Consider the following 17,214-nt stretch of genomic DNA (forward strand, 5'->3'; position numbering starts at 1 on the left):
TTCGACAGGGAAGAGAAAGCCCGCTGCGAGGCGCAGCGGACCACCCGACGCGCGAGGCGCCGTGTCTCAAGTGACGGAAGGTGGTGCGACGGTAGGCGGCAGTCGACGCCAGGGTTGCGCCGGAGGTGGCGCGCCGCCGTGTGGCGGGACGTGTTCGGGCGCTTCGCGCGCGATGGGAACGGCGAGCCGCGCAACGGCCAGTGCCAGCGGCAGCATCGCGAGCACCATCGCCATCAGCATGCCCAGCGCGAGGTCGAAGGCATCGGGGTGGTCGATGCTCGCGGCGGCCTGGGCGAACAGCGTGGTCTCGCGGTCGGACTGATGATCCGCGCGGTCGTCGGCCTCGAACTGGGTGGTGTCGCTGGCGCTGCGCACGCGCAGCATCGGCTCGTCTTCCAGCCCGTCGCAGCGGAAGTGTGCCGCGATGAAGGGCTGCAGAAAAATCAGCAGCATGCCCGCGACGCACCACGCCTTGTGGTGTGCCTCGACGAAACGGCGAACGCGCGCGAGCAGCAGCATGCGCGAATGCTAGGAGGCTCGTGTGAACCGAACCTGATCGTGCGGGTCAGCATCCCGCAAGGTTGAAGATGACGCGCGTGTGAAGGGTTCCTGGGGGGAGGGGCCGTCGACCCTGTGCCGGCGGCCCTACCCGGGCAGGGCCGCCTCCGGCAGGCAGCGGCCGGCAGCGGCCGGGGCTTACTGTCTCGCCTACTGCGAGACGGGCTTCAGGTAGATCTCGACGCGGCGGTTCTGCGTGCGCCCGTCCTCGGTGGCGTTGCTCGTCACGGGCTGGGTCTGGCCTCGTCCTTCGGTCGTGAGGCGCGCGCTCTTCACGCCATGGTCGACCAGGTAGGCACCCACGCTCTGCGCGCGGCGCTGCGACAGCGCCATGTTGTGCTCGGCATTGCCGGTGCTGTCCGTGTGGCCGACGACGCGTGCGTTGATGTTGGGCTCCTGCGCGATCGTCTGGGCCACGCCGTCGAGGACATTGCGGAAAGATGGCTTGATGGTGGCGCTGTCGGTGTCGAAGGTCACCTGGCTGGGGATGTTGAGCTTCAGCGAGCCGTCGGGCTGATCGATGATCTGCGTGCCGGTGTCGGCGGTCTGGCTGCTGAGCTTGTTGCGGATGGTGGTCCAGTTGTACCCGACACCTGCGCCAACGGCGGCGCCGACTGCCGCGCCGATGGCTGTGCTCTTCCTGTCGCGGCCGATGAGGTTTCCCACACCCGCGCCTACCGCCGCGCCGGCACCGGTGCCGACGGCCGTATGGGTTGCTTGCTCGGATGCGCAGCCTGCGAGGAGCGCCGCGACGATGGCGAGCGAGGTCATTGTGATTTTCATGTTCTTCCCTTTTCGATGTTTCTGATCCGGATCGGCGACGTCCGCGGTCTGCCGCGTCGGCGCTCGATCCGAAGGGAACAACTCATGCACGCTCACTCCGGCCGACAGCGTTGGCCTCGCGGAGGCCGCGAAGCCTCATCTCTTTCATGCCGTCGTGAAATAGGTCTCGCGCCGTACGGCTCGTCACACATCCGGGTGAACATTCGTCAACTGCGTTGCGGCGCGGGCGTTGGTCGCTGCATGCACGTGCTTTCGTGCGATCCACAAGGAGCGATCTTGAAGAAGACCCTTTTCCTGCTGGCGGCCAGTTCCGTCCTTGCCGTCTCCGCCTTTGCTCAACAGCCATCCGCTCCCGCGACGACCGCCCCTGCAGCCACATCGCCCGCTGCCGCCGCGCCCGCCCCGGCAGCGACCAAGCCCGCCGCAGCACCTTCCGCCGGCGCTCCCGCGGCGGTACCCGCCGCCGGCCAGGTATGGGTCAACGGCAAGGTCTATCACTGCGCCAACGACAAGTACTTCGGCAAGACCAAGCGCGGCTCGTACATGTCGGAAGCCGATGCGAAGGCCAAGGGCGCGCACGCTGCCCACGGCAAAGCTTGCTGAGCATCGAGGCCACGTGAAAAGCGCCCCTGACGGGGCGCTTTCTCCTTGGCACAGCGGAAGGCCTTGCGCCCTCTACAGCGGGGCGGCAGGTCCTAGAACACGAACGGTATGAAGCGCCGCGTGCCGCGCATGTACGCGCGGTAGTCGTCGCCGAAGTGCGCGATGCATTCCTGCTCGTCGCGCAGGGCGGTCATGAACAGCAGCAACGTGGCCGCGAGCACCAGTGCCAGCGTGAGCCAGGTGAACTGCTTGAGGAAGGCGCCCCAGGCCAGCAGCATCAGTGCGGTGTACATGGGGTGGCGGATGTAGCGGAAGGCGCCGCTGCTGACGATGGCCGATGTCTTCTCGAAGCCGTACAGGGCCGGATCGTCGTTGCGCGCGTCGCTGGGCTTGCCCTGCGCCTTGAGCAGCCGCACCGCGTGGATCGGCAGCCAGATCGACAGCACGAAGAAGAGCGAGGAGATGATCTGCCTGGCCGAGAACGGATCGTCATGCCACACGGGCAGGTTCAGCACGATCAGCACCAGCATGCATTCCCACGCGAAGAAGCGGTAGAAGCCGTGCGAGCCCGGCTGGCTCAGCGGGCCGCGCGACACGTACAGGAGCGCGGCCGTGCCGGCGACGAAGAGGAAGATCTGGATCCAGAAGAGCATGGCCGGCGAATTTACACGGCCCGCGGGCTTCAGCCCGAAATGGAGAAGCCGCCGTCAACGGGAATTGCGGTTCCCGTCACGTAGTCCGACGCGGCGCTCGCCAGGAACACTGCGGTGCCGGCGATGTCGACCGGCTGGCCCCAGCGGCCGGCGGCGGCGCGGACCTTGACGCGCTCGTACAGTCCCGGGATCTGGCTGCGTGCGCCGTCGGTCAGCTCGGTCTCGAACCAGCCCGGCAGGATCGCGTTGACCTGGATGTTGTCCGCCGCCCAGGAGAGCGCCGTCGACTTGGTGAGCTGCACGATGCCCGCCTTGCTCGCCGCATAGGCCGGGGCGTAGGGCGCGCCGAAGATCGACATCATCGAGCCGATGTTGATGATCTTGCCGCCGCCCGCGGCCTTCAGGTGCGGATGCGCGGCGCGGCTGCACAGGAAGGCACTGGTGAGGTTGGTGTCCATCACCTTGTGCCACTCGTCCAGCGCGAGCTGGTCGACCGGCTTGCGCACCGTGGTGCCGGCGTTGTTGACCAGGATGTCGAGCCGGCCGCAGCGCGCGGCGGCGTCGTCGAAGAGCTTGCTCACCGAGGTCTCATCGCTCACGTCGGCCTCGAGCGCGAAGCTGTCGCTGCCCAGCGCCCTCAATGCCTCGACTGCCGCGGCCGACTTCTGCGCGTTGCGCGCCGCGACGATGACGCGGGCGCCGGCCCTGGCCAGCCCCTGCGCCATGCCGAGGCCGATGCCTCCGTTGCCGCCCGTGACGAGCGCGACTTTGCCGGTGAGGTCGAACATGGAGGACTGGGAAGACGACGAAGAGGACATCAGGCGGTGGCCGAGGCGGCGGGTGCTTCGGGCTTCTTGGAAACGAGGGTCAGGATATCGTAGCTGGCGACCAGCTCGCCGTCCTGGTTCGTCACTTCAACGTCCCATGCCACCACGCCCTGGCCCTGGCCGCTCGCGTCCTTCTTGTTGCGGTCGATCTTGCGCTTGCAGGTCAGGCGCGCGCGGATGGTGTCGCCGATCGCCACGGGCTTGGTGAAGCGCAGCGTGTCCAGGCCGTAGTTGGCCAGCACCGGCCCCGGCGCGGGCGACACGAACAGGCCCGCGGCCGCCGACAGCACGAAGTAGCCGTGCGCGATGCGCTTGCCGAAGGGCGATTCCTTGGCCGCCACCTCGTCGAAGTGCATGTAGAAGTAGTCGCCCGAGATGCCGCCGAAGGCCACGATGTCGGCCTCGCTCACGGTGCGGCGGTGCGTGAGCAGCGAATCGCCGACGCGCAGGTCCTCGAAGTAGCGGCGGAAGGGGTGCACCTCGCTCTCGCGCACGGCAGCGCCGCGCACGTGCTCGCCGGTGATGGCGGCCAGCATGGTGGGCGAGCCCTGCACGGCGGTGCGCTGCAGGTAGTGCTTCACCGCGCGCAGGCCGCCGAGCTCCTCGCCGCCGCCTGCGCGGCCGGGGCCGCCGTGCTTGAGCTGCGGCAGCGGCGAGCCGTGGCCGGTCGATTCGGCGGCGGCCTCGCGGTCCAGCACCAGCAGGCGGCCGTGCCATGCGGCGGCCACCGGAATCGCCTTGGCGGCGGTGGCCGGGTCGCGCGTGACCAGCGTGCCGACCAGGCTGCCGCGGCCGCGCGCGGCCAGCGCCAGCGCCTCGTCGATGCCGTCGTAGGGCATCAGCGTGCTGACGGGGCCGAAGGCTTCCACGTCGTGCGCTGCGTCGTGCTCGAGCGGCTGGCGGCTCAGCAGCAGCGTGGGCGCGAAGAAGGCACCTTCGCCCACGCCGTCGCCCACGGGCGAGAAGCCGTCGCGCTCGCCGTAGACCAGCTCGGCACCCTTGAGCAGCGTCGCCACGCGCTCGGCCACGTCGGCCTGCTGGTCGCGCGAGGCCAGCGCCCCCATGCGCACTTCCTCGCGCGAGGGGTCGCCCACGACCGTCTTCGCGAGCCGCGCGCGCAGGCGCTCGGCCACGGCGTCGAGGTGCTGGCGCGGCACGATCGCGCGTCGGATGGCCGTGCACTTCTGGCCGGCCTTGATGGTCATCTCGCGCGCCACTTCCTTCACGAAGAGATCGAACTCCTCGTCGTCGGGCGTCACGTCGGGCGCGAGGATCGCGCAGTTCAGCGAGTCGGCCTCGGCGTTGAACGGGATCGACTGGCGCACGATGTTCGGATGCACGCGCAGCTTCGCGGCCGTGTCGGCCGAGCCGGTGAAGGTGACCACGTCGGGCCCTTCGAGCCGGTCGAGCAGGTCGCCCGTGCTGCCGATGACCAGCTGCAGCGCACCCTCGGGCAGGATGCCCGACTGCAAGATCAGCCGCACCAGCGCTTCGGTCAGATAGCTGGTGGCGGTCGCCGGCTTGCCGATGCAGGGCATGCCAGCGAGGAAGCTGGGCGCGAACTTCTCGAGCAGGCCCCACACCGGGAAGTTGAACGCGTCGATGTGCACCGCCACGCCGCCGCGCGGCACCAGGATGTGCGTGCCCGCGAAGCCGCCCTTCTTGCCCAGCGGGAAGGCCGGGCCCTCGTGCACCAGGTTGCCCGAGGGCAGCTCGTTGGTGCCGATGCCGGCATAGGCGCTCAGCGTGCCGGCGCCGCCTTCGATGTCGATCCAGCTGTCGGCGCGCGTCGCGCCCGTGTGGGCCGAGATGGCGTAGAGCGTTTCCTTGTTCGCGGCGAGGAACTTGGCCAGGGCCTTCAGGCGCTCGGCGCGCTGCTGGAAGTCGAGCTTCATCAGCGCGGGAATGCCGGTGCGGCGCGCGTACTGCAACGCCTCGGCGAAGTCGATGGCCTCGGCGTGCGTGGCGGCCACGGGCTTGCCGTTGACGGCGCTGCGCAGCTGCTGCGCGGCCTGCTGGCCGATCCAGCGGCCGGCGATGTAGCTTTGGAGGGTGGTGGTCATGGTGCGTGTCCTTTCGCGGTGTCTGTCTTGCTCCTTCCCCCCTCTGGGGGAAGGTTGGGATGGGGCAGGCGGCATCGGTTCTGCGCAGTGCCTTCCCGGCCGCCGCATGCCCCCACCCCGGCCCTCCCCCAGCGGGGGAGGGAGGAATTCAGCTCACTCTTTCTTGCCGATGCCCAGATAGGTATCGATGATCCGCTGGTCATGCAGCAGGTCGCGCGCCTTGCCTTCGAGCGCCACGGCGCCCATCTCCAGCACATAGGCGCGGTCGGCCACCTGCAGCGCGGCGCGGGCGTTCTGCTCCACCAGCAGCACCGACACGCCGTGGCTGCGCAGCTGCGACACCACGCGCAGCACCTCGCGCACCACCAGCGGGGCGAGGCCCAGCGAGGGCTCGTCGAGCATCAGCAGGCGCGGCCGCGCCATCAGCGCGCGGCCGATGGCCAGCATCTGGCGTTCGCCGCCGGAGAGCGTCGATGCCATCTGCGCGCGGCGTTCCTTCAGGCGCGGGAAGATGGCGAAGATCTCGTCCATGCGCGCGCGCTGGTCGCGCTTGCCCTTGCGCCACTGGTAGAAGCCGCCGAGCAGCAGGTTGTCTTCGACCGACATCTCGCCGAACAGCTCGCGCCGCTCGGGCACCAGCGCGACGCCGCGCGCCACCATGGTCTCGACGCTGGGTCGCGAGACGCGCTCGCCGTCCAGCAGCAGCTGGCCGGTGGAAGGCAGCAGGCCCATCGCCGCGCACAGCAGCGTGGTCTTGCCGGCGCCGTTGGGGCCGATGACGGTGACGATCTCGCCCTCGTTCACCTGCAGGCGCACGCTGTGCACCGCTTCCACGGTGCGGTAGGCCACGCAGAAGCCGTCGAGTTGAAGCAATGGGTGGCTCATCGTGCGTCTTCCAGCAGTTCGTCGTCGGCGCCGCCCAGATAGGCTTCGAGCACGCGCGGATTGGCCTGCACTTCGGCGGGCGTGCCGGTGGCGATGACGGTGCCGAACTCGAGCACCGTGATGCGGTCGGCGAGGTTCATCACGAACTCCATGTCGTGTTCCACCACCAGGATGCCCAGGCCCTCGGCGCGCAGCTGCGCGAGCAGTTCCGAGAGGGCGCGCTTCTCCAGGTGGCGCAGGCCGGCGGCGGGTTCGTCGAGCAGCAGCACCGAGGGCTGGCCGGCGAGCGCGCGGGCGATTTCCACCACGCGCTGCTGGCCGAGCGAGAGCGATGCGGCAGGCGTGTCGGCATGCGCGCCGAGGCCGCAGCGTTCGATCTGCCTGCGGGCCTCGGCCATCAGCGCGGCCTCTTCCGCGCGGTCCAGGCGCAGCATGGCCGACAGCCAGCCGCGCTTCGCACGCAGGTGGGCACCGAGCGCCACGTTCTCGACCACGCTGCGCTGGCCGAGCAGCCGCACGTGCTGGAAGGTGCGGCCCAGGCCCAGCGAGGCGAAGGCGCGCGATGGCTTGCCCGACATCGGCTGGCCCACCAGGCGCACTTCGCCGGTGGTCGGGTCGTCCACGCCCGAGATCATGTTGAAGAAGGTGCTCTTGCCTGCCCCGTTGGGGCCGATGAGCGCATGCACCTCGCCGGCCTTCAGCGTCATCGAGATGTCGTTGTTGGCCACCAGGCCGCCGAAGCGCTTGCTCACGCCGTCTGCCTGCAGCAGCAGCGTGCCGGCGGCCGGCACCGCGCGTTGCGCGAGCTGCACGGTGGTCGATGCGGCGGGGCCGGCACCGGCCGCGCGCGGCACTTCGCGCACCCAGCGGCGCGACAGCCGCGCGAGCGTGGGCCACAGGCCGTCGGCAAAGCGCTGCAGCACGAAGAGCATCAAGAGGCCGAACACCACCACTTCGAAGTTGCCGCTGGTGCCCAGCAGCGCGGGCAGCACGTCCTGCAGCTTTTCCTTCAGCAGCGTGATCAGCGTGGCGCCCAGTACCGCGCCCCAGAGGTGGCCCGCGCCGCCGACCACCGCCATGAACAGCATCTCGATGCCGATGTTCAGGTTGAAGGGCGTTGGGTTCACGAAGCGCTGCATGTGGGCATAGAGCCAGCCAGAGATGGCCGCGAGCAGGGCCGCCAGCACGAAGAGCTTGATGCGGTGGCGCGCAGTGTCCACGCCCATCGATTCGGCCATCAGCCGGCCACCCTTGAGCGCGCGGATGGCGCGGCCCTCGCGCGAGTCGAGCAGGTTGTGCATGGCCCACAGCGCCAGCAGCAGCACCGCCCAGATCACCACGCCCAGCATGCGCGGCGTGGCGAAGGAAACGCCCGCCACCACCAGCGGCGGAATGCCGGTGATGCCGGTCTGGCCGCCGAGGAACTCCATGTTGCCCAGCAGGAAGTACAGGCTCAGGCCCCAGGCGATGGTGCACAGCGGCAGATAGTGGCCCGAGAGCTTGAGCGTGACCGCGCCGAGCGCCCAGGCCAGCGCGAAGGTCAGCGCCAGACCGAGCAGCAGGCCCAGCCACGGCACCAGCGCCGAGCCCGCGAGGCCGCCGAGCCAGCCGGCGGCGGTGGGCGAGGTGCAGATCCATGCGGTGGCATAGGCGCCCATGCCGACGAAGGCGGCCTGGCCGAACGAGGTCATGCCGCCCACGCCCGTCAGCAGCACCAGGCCCACGGCCACCAGCGCGTACAGGCCGATATTGCTGAGCACGCTGACGGTGAACTCGGGCAGCCAGCCCCAGGCCAGCGCGAGCGCGACGATGAAGACGAGGGTGAGCACGCGCGGCGTCACCAGCGGGCGGCTCTCGGGTGCCGCACTGGCGGCTGCGGGAGCGGTGGTCGGTGAAGACGGGTTCATTCCTCGTCCTCCACGTGATGGCTGTTCAGCGAGCGCCACAGCAGCACCGGAATGATCAGGGTGAAGACCAGCACTTCCTTGTATGCGCTGGCCCAGAAGGAAGAGAAGGCCTCCAGCAGCCCCACCAGCAGCGCGCCCGCGAGCGCCAGCGGATAGCTCGCCAGCCCGCCGACGATGGCGGCCACGAAGCCCTTCAGGCCGATCAGGAAGCCGGTGTCGTAGTAGACCGTGGTGATCGGTGCGATCAGCAGGCCCGAGATGGCGCCGATGACGGCCGCCAGCGCGAAGCTCAGGTCGCCCGAGAGCTCGGTGGGAATGCCCGACAGCCGCGCGCCCACGCGGTTGATGGCGGTGGCGCGCAGCGCCTTGCCGACCATCGAGCGGCCGAAGAACCAGAACATCGCGATCACCAGCACCAGCGTGACGCCGACCACCACCAGCGACTGGCCGTTGACCGGAATGCCGCCGAGGTCGAAGCGCATTTCAGAGAACGCGCTGGTGCGCGAGCCCTCGGCGCCGAAGAAGAAGAGGCCCAGGCCGACCAGCACGCCATGCAGCGCCACCGACACGATCAGCAGCATCAGCACGCTGGCATCGGCCAGCGGGCGGTAGGCGACGCGGTACAGCAGCGGGCCCAGCGGCGCGATCAGCACCAGCGTGGCGATCGACTGCATTGCGAGCGAGGTAGGCTTGAAGCCGAGCACCAGTACCGCGGCGATGGCCGGGAAAGCCACGCACCAGGTCAGCGCCGAGCGCCAGTCGACGGTGGCGCCGCGCTTCCAGCGCCAGGCTTCCACCACCAGCACGATGGCGGCAAGCGCCAGCAGCAGCCACAGCGTGGAGGGCGCGCGCCCGCCCTGCAGCGCGGCCATCGACAGCGCACCGAAGGCGACGAACTCGCCCTGCGGGATGAAGATCACGCGCGTGACCGAAAACACCAGCACCAGCGCGAGCGCCATCAGTCCGTAGACCGCGCCGTTCACGATGCCGTCCTGCCCCAGCAAAAGGGCAATCTGCAAATCCATATAAAACCCTCGGGCTCGGCCCTTGTATCGAGTCAGTGCGTTGCGTTGCTCCTTCCCCCTCTGGGGGAAGGTTGGGATGGGGGCACTCCCGCGCTCAATGCTGCGCGAAGTTCAATGCCGTCGAGCCCCCGCCCCGGCCCTCCCCCAGCGGGGGAGGGAGAAAGCGCGGGATCAGGGCTGGTACTTCCAGGCGCCGTTCTCGATCTTGACCATTACACGTGCACGCTGGTCCAGACCCAGGTGGTCCTGTGCGGTCATGTTGAACACACCGTGCGCGCCGGCCACTTCCTTGGTCTGCTCCAGCGCGTCGCGCAGTGCGGCACGGAACTCGGGCGTGCCGGGCTGGGCCTTCTTCAGCGCGACGGGCACGGCCGAGCTCATCAGCAGGCCGGCGTCCCAGGCGTGGCCGCCGAAGGTAGAGACCGAGCCCTTGCCGTAGGCGGCTTCATAGGCGGACACGTAGGCGAGCGCGGACTTCTTCACCGGGTTGCTGGCGGGCAACTGGTCGGCCACGAGCACCGGGCCTGCGGGCAGGAAGGTGCCTTCCACGTCCTTGCCGCCCACGCGCAGGAAGTCGGCGTTGGCCACGCCGTGGGTCTGGTACATCTTGCCGGTGTAGCCGCGCTCCTTCAGCGTCTTCTGCGGCAGCGCGGCCGGCGTGCCGGAGCCGGCGACCAGCACCGCGTCGGGCTTGGCGGCCATGATCTTCAGGGCCTGGCCGGTCACCGAGGTGTCGGTGCGTGCGTAGCGCTCGTTGGCCACGATCTTGATCTTCTTCAGGTCGGCGGCCTTGGCGAACTCCTGCGACCAGCCTTCGCCGTAGGCGTCGGAGAAGCCGATGAAGGCGACGGTCTTCACGCCGTTGGCGGCCATGTGCTCGGCGATGGCCAGCGACATCATGATGTCGTTCTGCGGCGTCTTGAACACCCACTTCTTCTTGGCGTCCATCGGCTCGATGATGCGGGCCGAAGCGGCCACCGAGATCATCGGCGTCTGCGCCTCGGCGGCCACGTCGATCATGGCGAGCGAGGCCGGCGTGGTGGTCGAGCCCAGGATCACGTCGACCTTGTTCTCCGCGATGAGCTTGCGCGTGTTGTTGACGGCCGCGGTGGTGTCGGAGGCGTCGTCCAGCACGATGTAGTTGATCTTCTGCCCGCCGATCGTCTTGGGCATCAGCGAGATGGTGTTCTTCTCGGGGATGCCCAGCGAGGCTGCCGGGCCGGTGGCCGAGATGGTCACGCCGACGTTCACGTCGGCCCAGGCCGCGAGGGCCGTGGCGCACAGGGCGGCGGTCAGCAGGGGCTTGAAGAATTTCATGTTGCTTTGTCTCCGGGTTGAAAATCGATTGAGGCCTGAAGTATCTCCGTTGCAGGTGTCCTTTTCAGGGCACCCGTGGAACCGGCTTTGCCGGGCCACCGGGTGCGCCCCCTTGAGGGGGGATCCGAAGCGACACGAAGTGCGCGGAGATTCGGGGGTGGGTTCATCTTTCAGCGCTCGTCGAACGACAGCGTGACGCGTTCGGTAAGGGGGTGCGCCTGGCAGGTCAGTACGAAACCCGCGGCGACTTCATTCTTGTCGAGCGCGAAGTTTCTTTCCATGCGGACTTCCCCGTCCACGCACTTCGCGCGGCAGGTGCCGCACACGCCCGAGGTGCATGAGAACGGCACCTCGAGCCCCGCGGCCGATGCCGCATCGAGGATGCTGGGCTGCCCTTCGGTGAAGGTGATCTCGCGCTGCAGCCCGTCGCGCACGATGACGATGCGCGCCTGCTTCGCGTCGCCCGGCTGCGCCTCGTGCACCACCGCGCCCACCTGCGTGGCCGAGGGCAGGGCGACGCCGAAGCGCTCGATGTGGATGCGGTCTTCTGGCACGCCGGCCGCCAGCAGCGCGGCCTCGGCTTCGTCGTTCATCTGGAAGGGGCCACACACGTACACATGGTCGATGTCCGCTGCAGGCACCACGCTCGCGAGGAACTCGCCGATCTTCTCGCGGTTCATCACGCCGAAGCCCAGCGGCGAATCGGTGTGCTCGTCGGAGAACACGTGCTGCAGCACGAGGCGCGTCATGTAGCGGTTCTTCAGGTCCTCGATCTCTTCCTTGAACATCGTGGACTGCAGCTGGCGGTTGCCGTAGATCAGCGTGAAGCGGCTGTGCGGCTCGCGCGCGAGCACCGTCTTCATGATCGACAGGATGGGCGTGATGCCGCTGCCACCGGCAATGCCGACGTGATGGCGCGCCGAGCCCGGCTCGATGGGCACGAAGAAGCGGCCCTGCGGCGCCATCACCTGGATGGTGTCGCCGGGCTTCAGGCTCGCGTTGATCCAGTTGGAGAACACGCCGCCGCGCACCTTGCGCACGCCCACGCGCAGCTCGCCGTCGTCGAGGCCGGCGCAGATCGAATAGGAGCGGCGCAGGTCCTGGCCGTCGATGTCGTGGCGCAGCGTGAGGTACTGGCCTTGCGTGAAGCCGAACACCTCCTGCAGGTCGGTGGGGACTTCGAACGAGACGATGACGGCCTCGTGCGTGTCGGGCTCGATGGCCTTCACGCGCAGGGGATGGAAGAGGGTGCTCATCGCGGGGGAAGTCTCAGATGGGTTTGAAGTGTTCGAAAGGCTCCTTGCACGCCATGCAGCGGTACAGGGCCTTGCAGGCGGTGGAGCCGAAGGCCGACAGCCGCTCGGTGCGCTCGCTCGCGCAGCGCGGGCAGGCGATGCGCTCGCCGGCGATGCGGCCGAAGAGCCTGATCGGCATGGCGGTGTTGGCGGCCTGCTCCGCGTTCAGGTGCGCGGGCGGCGCGATGCCGTAGGCCTTGAGCTTGGCGCGGCCCTCGTCGCTGATCCAGTCGCTGGTCCATGCGGGCGCGCGGCGCAAGGTGGCGCGTGCGCTGCCGAGGCCGGCCTGCTCGATGGCGGCGAGCACGTCGTGCTCGATGGCCTCGGTCGCGGGGCAGCCGGAGTAGGTCGGCGTGAGCACGATCTCCAGGCCGTCGTCGTGCTCGATCACCTCGCGCACGATGCCGAGGTCGCACACCGACACGGCCGGCACCTCGGGGTCGGGCACGTTGCGCAGCACGGCCCATACCGCATCGACGCGCGAGGCCAGGGCGTTCATCACCACACGCCTCCGGGATAGGTGCGCTGCAGGTGCTGCATCTCCGCGAGGATGTAGCCCATGTGCTCGCTGTGCACGCCGTGCTTGCCGGTGCTGCGGAAGGCCGCTTCCTTGGGCATGGCGAGGTCGGCGGCGTCCAGCACCTGCTGCATCTCGGCGAGCCAGGGCTCGCGAAGTTCGCTCCATGCCGGGCCGAGGCCGTTCGCGCTGGCGGCGGCATCCACGTCGTCGCTGAAGAACAGCTCGGGCATGTAGAGCCACAGCTGCTTCAGCGCCTTCTCGGTGCGGCGGCGCGATTCCTCGGTGCCGTCGCCCAGCCGCACCACCCAGTCGCCCGAGTGCTGCTGGTGGTAGCGCGCTTCCTTCAGCGCCTTGCCGGCGATGGCGGCCACCTCGGGGTCGTTCGATGCGGCCAGGCGCTGCCACAGCAGCTTCAGCAGCGTGGACACCATGGTGTTGCGCACCACGGCGAAGGCGAAGTCGCCGCGCGGCAGCTCGGCGATGGTGAGGTTGAAGTAGTCGCGCTCGTCGCGCAGGTAGGCGAGCTGGTCCTCGTCATGCTCGCGGCCGGCGCCTTCGAGCTTGCCGGCGTGCGTGAGCAGCGCGCGGGCCTGGCCGACGAGGTCGAGCGCGATGTTGGCCATCGCGATGTCTTCCTCCAGCACGGGCGCGTGGCCGCACCATTCACCCAGGCGCTGCGCGAGCACCAGGCAGGTGTCTCCGATGCGCAGCAGGTATTGCACGGCGGGCGTGCGGTTCAGTTCGATCGATGCTTGCATGGGGCGGCGCTCACATGTGGTCGACCGACTTGGGCAGCGCGTAGAAGGTCGGGTGGCGGTACACCTTGTCCTCGGCCGGATCGAAGAACATGTCCTTGTCGCCCGGGTCGCTGGCCACGATCTGGTCGGAGCGCACCACCCAGATGCTGCTGCCTTCCTGGCGGCGGGTGTACACGTCGCGCGCCATCTGGATCGCCATCTTCGGGTCGGCGGCGTGCAGGCTGCCGCAGTGCTTGTGGTCCAGGCCGGCCTTGCTGCGCACGAACACTTCCCACAGGGGCCACTCTTGCTTCTGTTCGACGGTCATGCCGCCTCCTTCATAGGTTGTTTGTTGGCGTGGGCCAGCGCGGCTTCGCGCACCCATGCGCCGTCTTCCCAGGCGTCGACGCGGGCCTGCAGGCGTTCGCGGTTGCAGGGGCCGTCGCCGCCGATCACGCGCCAGAACTCGCTCCAGTCGATGGCGCCGAAGTCGTGCGCCTGGCGCTCTTCGTTCCACTTGAGGTCGGGGTCGGGCAGGGTCACGCCGAGGATGCGGGCCTGCTCCACGGTGGCGTCGACGAACTTCTGGCGCAGCTCGTCGTTGCTGAAGCGCTTGATGCCCCAGCGCATCGACTGCGCGCTGTTGGGCGACTGGTCGTCCGGCGGGCCGAACATCATGATCGAGGGCCACCACCAGCGGTTGACCGCGTCCTGCACCATGGTCTTCTGCGCCTCGGTGCCGTGGGTCATCATGGTCAGCAGCGACTCGTAGCCCTGGCGCTGGTGGAAGCTCTCCTCGCGGCAGATGCGGATCATGGCGCGCGCATACGGCGCGTACGAGCAGCGGCAGATCGGCACCTGGTTCATGATGGCCGCGCCGTCCACCAGCCAGCCGATGGTGCCCATGTCGGCCCAGGTCAGCGTGGGGTAGTTGAAGATCGAGCTGTACTTGGCCTTGCCGCTGTGCAGCGCCTCGAACATCTGGTCGCGCGAGGTGCCCAGCGTCTCGGCCGCGGCATACAGGTAGAGGCCGTGGCCGCCCTCGTCCTGCACCTTGGCCAGCAGGATGGCCTTGCGCTTGAGCGTGGGCGCGCGGCTGATCCAGTTGCCCTCGGGCAGCATGCCGACGATCTCGGAGTGCGCGTGCTGGCTGATCTGCCGCACCAGCGTCTTGCGGTAGTGCTCGGGCATCCAGTCCTTCGCCTCGATGAAGTCGCCGGCGTCGATGTGCGCGTCGAAGCGCTCCTCGAGCTGCATCTCCTCTGCGGAGCGCACGGCCTTCTGCTTGCCGTCGCCCGCGTCCTTGCCCATGGTGTCCATCGCCTGGGTGTACATGTGCGTGTCCTTTCGGTCGGTGTTGGAAGTGGCTTGTGTCAGCGCGGGCGTGTGTCGATCACGCGGCGCGCCTTGCCGGTCTGGGTGCGTTCCATCTCGTCGGGGCCGTGCACCACCACGCGGGTGGAGATGCCGATGAGCGTCTTCACGCGGTGCTGCAGCCAGTCGCCGATGGCGGCGCGGTCGGCCGATGCGACATCCGCGGGCTTGAGCTCGCAGTGGATCTCGACCTGGTCGAGCTTGTCGGCGCGGCTCACGTGCACCTGGTAGAGGCCCGAGAGCGCCTGGTGCGCGAGCACGATCTCCTCCACCTGCGTGGGGAACACGTTGACGCCGCGGATGATCATCATGTCGTCGCTGCGTCCGACGATCTTGCCCATGCGGCGGAACGAGCGCGAGGTGGGCGGCAACAGGCGCGTGAGGTCGCGCGTGCGGTAGCGCACGATCGGCATGGCCTCCTTGCTCAGCGAGGTGAAGACGAGTTCGCCTTCCTCGCCGTCGGCCTTCAGCTCGCCGGTCTCGGGGTCGATGATCTCGGGGTAGAAGTGGTCTTCCCAGATCACGGGGCCGTCCTTGCTCTCCACGCATTCGCTGGCCACGCCCGGGCCCATCACTTCGCTGAGGCCATAGATGTCGACCGCGTCGATGCCGGCCCTGGCCTCGATGTCGCGGCGCATGGCTTCGGTCCACGGCTCGGCGCCGAAGATGCCTACCTTGAGCGAGCTCTCCTTCGCGTCGAGCCCCTGGCGCTCGAACTGCTCGATGATCACCTGCATGTAGCTGGGCGTGACCATGATGATGTTCGGCTTGAAGTCCTGGATGAGCTGCACCTGCTTCTCGGTCTGGCCGCCCGACATCGGGATGACGGTGCAGCCCGCGCGCTCGGCGCCGTAGTGCGCGCCCAGGCCGCCGGTGAAGAGGCCGTAGCCGTACGACACGTGCACCATGTCGCCGGGACGGCCGCCCGCGGCGCGGATGGAGCGGGCGACGAGGTCGGCCCAGGTGTCGATGTCCTGCAGCGTGTAGCCCACCACGGTCGGCTTGCCGGTGGTACCGGAAGAGGCGTGGATGCGCGCGACCTTCTCGCGCGGCACGGCGAACATGCCGAAGGGGTAGTTGTCGCGCAGGTCGCTCTTCACCGTGAACGGGAACTTCGACAGGTCGGCCAGCGACTTCAGGTCGTCGGGGTGCACGCCCTTGGCGTCGAAGGCGCGGCGGTAGTGCGGCACGTTGTCGTAGGCGCGCTGCAGCGTGGTGCGCAGGCGGGCGAGCTGCAGCGCGGCGATCTCGTCGCGGCTGGCGGTTTCGATGGGCTCGAGCTCGCCGGGGGCGGGGCGTTTGACTGTCATGGGTGTTGTCTCCTCAGGCGGCTGCTGCGGCGGGCGGAACGGCCGGGCGGCCCTTGGCGGTGTAGGAGCGGCCGCGGAAGATCGCGACGCGCTCGCCGCGCTGGTTGGTGATCTCGGTGTCGTACACGCCGGTGCGCCCGGCCTTCGACACCTCGTGGCAGCGCGCGGTGAGCACGTCGCCCTCGCGCGCGGGGGCGATGAAGTCGATGGCGAAGCCCGAGGCCACGGTCAGCTCGTCGTACGAGTTGCAGGCGAAGGCGAAGGTCGAATCGGCCAGCGTGGCCATGAAGCCGCCGTGGCAGATCGCGTGGCCGTTGAGCATGTCGGGGCGCACGCGCATCTCGATGGTGGCCTGGCCGGGGCCGACCTCCACGATGCGCATGCCCAGGCCCTTGCTGGCGTTGTCGTTGGCGAACATGCCGTCGCGGACGTACTCGGCCGTCTGCTGGGGCGTGCGTTGCTGGTTGTTGTCGGTCATGGCTTCAGCGGTCCTTGAAGACGGGCGCGCGCTTGGCGCGGAAGGCTTCCACGCCTTCGCGGTAGTCATTGGCGTTGCCCATCTCGCGCTGGATGCGGGCTTCCTCGGCCAGCGCCGCGCCCAGGTCCATGTGCTGCGCGGCGGCCATGGCCTCGCGGGTGGCGACGAGGGCGCGCGTGGGCATGCCGGCGAGCTTCGATGCGAGGGCGGCTGCCGTTTCGGCGAGCGCTGCGTCGTCCACGCACTGCCAGATCAGCCCGATGCGCGCGGCTTCCTCGGCGGGCAGCTTGTCGCCGAGCATCGCGATGCCCAGCGCGCGTGCCGAGCCCACGAGGCGCGGCAGCAGCCAGGTGCCGCCGGTGTCGGGCACGAGGCCGATCTTGGTGAAGGCCTGGATGAAGCTTGCCGAACGCGCGGCCACCACGATGTCGCAGCACAGCGCCAGGTTGGCCCCCGCGCCGGCGGCCACGCCGTTGACGGCAGCGATGACCGGCACCGGCATCGAGCGCAGTCGTGCGACCAGAGGGGCGTACCAGGTGGAGATGACGTGGCCCAGGTCCTTGGGCGCGGCGCCGGGCGTGGTGTCGGGCGCAACAGACGGGTCGGCCAGGTCCTGCCCCGCGCAGAAGGCGCGGCCTGCACCCGTGAGCACCACGCAGCGCACGCTCTCGTCGGCTGCCGCGGCTTCCAGCTCGGCCATCAGCGCTTCATGCAATTGCGTCGTGAAGCTGTTGAGGGCAGCCGGCCGATTGAGGCTCAGCGTGCGGACGGCGCCGGCGTTGCTGGTGAGTACCAAAGGCTCAGTCATCGCTTGTCTCTTTCATCCTTATGGGTACGGGCCGGCGTGCAAACACTATTGACCGACCGTTCGGTTGATTT

At 68.9% G+C, this 17,214-nt stretch carries 18 protein-coding genes; 1 reads left to right on the forward strand and 17 read right to left on the reverse strand.

All coding sequences use genetic code 11. The annotated features are described in order from the left end of the window. Nucleotides 1-66: 66 nt before the first annotated feature. Nucleotides 67-519, reverse strand: coding sequence for a hypothetical protein (locus ABL844_RS06885; protein ID WP_418130846.1), 453 nt, complete (start codon nt 517-519; stop codon nt 67-69). Nucleotides 520-708: 189 nt separating this feature from the next. Then, nucleotides 709-1,341 (reverse strand): OmpA family protein, encoded by a 633-nt coding sequence (locus tag ABL844_RS06890; protein ID WP_369659386.1) that lies wholly within the window; start codon nt 1,339-1,341, stop codon nt 709-711. A gap of 195 nt (nt 1,342-1,536) precedes the next feature. On the opposite strand from ABL844_RS06890, the gene ABL844_RS06895 reads away from it, so the two are divergent. Further along, nucleotides 1,537-1,944: a hypothetical protein gene (locus ABL844_RS06895; protein WP_418131884.1), complete on the forward strand. Its 408-nt coding sequence runs from the start codon at nt 1,537-1,539 to the stop codon at nt 1,942-1,944. 92 nt (nt 1,945-2,036) lie between these two features. Here the strand turns inward: ABL844_RS06895 and ABL844_RS06900 are convergent, their stop codons facing one another. From ABL844_RS06900 to ABL844_RS06970, 15 genes are all read right to left on the reverse strand, one after another. Continuing rightward, on the reverse strand, nt 2,037-2,597 hold the full coding sequence (locus ABL844_RS06900) for a methyltransferase family protein (protein ID WP_418124819.1): 561 nt from the start codon (nt 2,595-2,597) through the stop codon (nt 2,037-2,039). 29 nt (nt 2,598-2,626) lie between these two features. Then, nucleotides 2,627-3,415, reverse strand: a complete 789-nt coding sequence (locus tag ABL844_RS06905; RefSeq protein WP_418130847.1) for an SDR family NAD(P)-dependent oxidoreductase — start codon at nt 3,413-3,415, stop codon at nt 2,627-2,629. Continuing rightward, a complete protein-coding gene (gene paaZ / locus ABL844_RS06910; protein ID WP_418119403.1) occupies nt 3,415-5,487 on the reverse strand; it encodes a phenylacetic acid degradation bifunctional protein PaaZ in 2,073 nt (690 codons plus the stop codon). Before paaZ ends, ABL844_RS06905 begins: the two co-directional genes overlap by 1 nt. Before the next feature lie 153 nt (nt 5,488-5,640). Further along, nucleotides 5,641-6,372 (reverse strand): ABC transporter ATP-binding protein, encoded by a 732-nt coding sequence (locus ABL844_RS06915; protein WP_184635241.1) that lies wholly within the window; start codon nt 6,370-6,372, stop codon nt 5,641-5,643. Then, on the reverse strand, nt 6,369-8,279 hold the full coding sequence (locus ABL844_RS06920) for an ABC transporter permease subunit (protein WP_418130848.1): 1,911 nt from the start codon (nt 8,277-8,279) through the stop codon (nt 6,369-6,371). Before ABL844_RS06920 ends, ABL844_RS06915 begins: the two co-directional genes overlap by 4 nt. Beyond that, on the reverse strand, nt 8,276-9,304 hold the full coding sequence (locus ABL844_RS06925) for a branched-chain amino acid ABC transporter permease (RefSeq protein ID WP_126023079.1): 1,029 nt from the start codon (nt 9,302-9,304) through the stop codon (nt 8,276-8,278). The genes ABL844_RS06920 and ABL844_RS06925 overlap by 4 nt, the downstream gene beginning before the upstream one ends. A 171-nt stretch (nt 9,305-9,475) precedes the next feature. Further along, on the reverse strand, nt 9,476-10,621 hold the full coding sequence (locus ABL844_RS06930; protein ID WP_184635247.1) for an ABC transporter substrate-binding protein: 1,146 nt from the start codon (nt 10,619-10,621) through the stop codon (nt 9,476-9,478). A 170-nt stretch (nt 10,622-10,791) separates the two neighbouring features. Next, nucleotides 10,792-11,877, reverse strand: coding sequence for a 1,2-phenylacetyl-CoA epoxidase subunit PaaE (gene paaE / locus ABL844_RS06935; protein WP_418130849.1), 1,086 nt, complete (start codon nt 11,875-11,877; stop codon nt 10,792-10,794). A 13-nt stretch (nt 11,878-11,890) separates the two neighbouring features. Beyond that, the gene (gene paaD, locus ABL844_RS06940; protein ID WP_418130850.1) at nt 11,891-12,415 is read right to left on the reverse strand and encodes a 1,2-phenylacetyl-CoA epoxidase subunit PaaD; all 525 of its coding nucleotides are present in this window, start codon (nt 12,413-12,415) and stop codon (nt 11,891-11,893) included. After that, nucleotides 12,415-13,194 carry a 1,2-phenylacetyl-CoA epoxidase subunit PaaC gene (gene paaC / locus ABL844_RS06945; protein ID WP_418130851.1) on the reverse strand — a complete coding sequence of 260 codons (780 nt, stop codon included), beginning with the start codon at nt 13,192-13,194 and terminating at the stop codon, nt 12,415-12,417. Before paaC ends, paaD begins: the two co-directional genes overlap by 1 nt. A gap of 10 nt (nt 13,195-13,204) precedes the next feature. Further along, nucleotides 13,205-13,501 carry a 1,2-phenylacetyl-CoA epoxidase subunit PaaB gene (gene paaB / locus ABL844_RS06950; protein WP_126023084.1) on the reverse strand — a complete coding sequence of 99 codons (297 nt, stop codon included), beginning with the start codon at nt 13,499-13,501 and terminating at the stop codon, nt 13,205-13,207. Beyond that, a complete protein-coding gene (gene paaA / locus ABL844_RS06955; protein ID WP_418130852.1) occupies nt 13,498-14,508 on the reverse strand; it encodes a 1,2-phenylacetyl-CoA epoxidase subunit PaaA in 1,011 nt (336 codons plus the stop codon). Before paaA ends, paaB begins: the two co-directional genes overlap by 4 nt. Before the next feature lie 38 nt (nt 14,509-14,546). Next, nucleotides 14,547-15,857, reverse strand: coding sequence for a phenylacetate--CoA ligase PaaK (paaK, locus tag ABL844_RS06960; protein ID WP_184635255.1), 1,311 nt, complete (start codon nt 15,855-15,857; stop codon nt 14,547-14,549). A 13-nt stretch (nt 15,858-15,870) separates the two neighbouring features. Further along, nucleotides 15,871-16,335, reverse strand: coding sequence for a hydroxyphenylacetyl-CoA thioesterase PaaI (gene paaI / locus ABL844_RS06965; RefSeq protein ID WP_184635257.1), 465 nt, complete (start codon nt 16,333-16,335; stop codon nt 15,871-15,873). A gap of 4 nt (nt 16,336-16,339) precedes the next feature. Next, the gene (locus tag ABL844_RS06970; protein WP_418130853.1) at nt 16,340-17,143 is read right to left on the reverse strand and encodes an enoyl-CoA hydratase-related protein; all 804 of its coding nucleotides are present in this window, start codon (nt 17,141-17,143) and stop codon (nt 16,340-16,342) included. Nucleotides 17,144-17,214: the final 71 nt, after the last annotated feature.

It is taken from the genome of Variovorax sp. 278MFTsu5.1, assembly GCF_048305045.1.
Classification (GTDB): domain Bacteria; phylum Pseudomonadota; class Gammaproteobacteria; order Burkholderiales; family Burkholderiaceae_C; genus Variovorax; species Variovorax guangxiensis.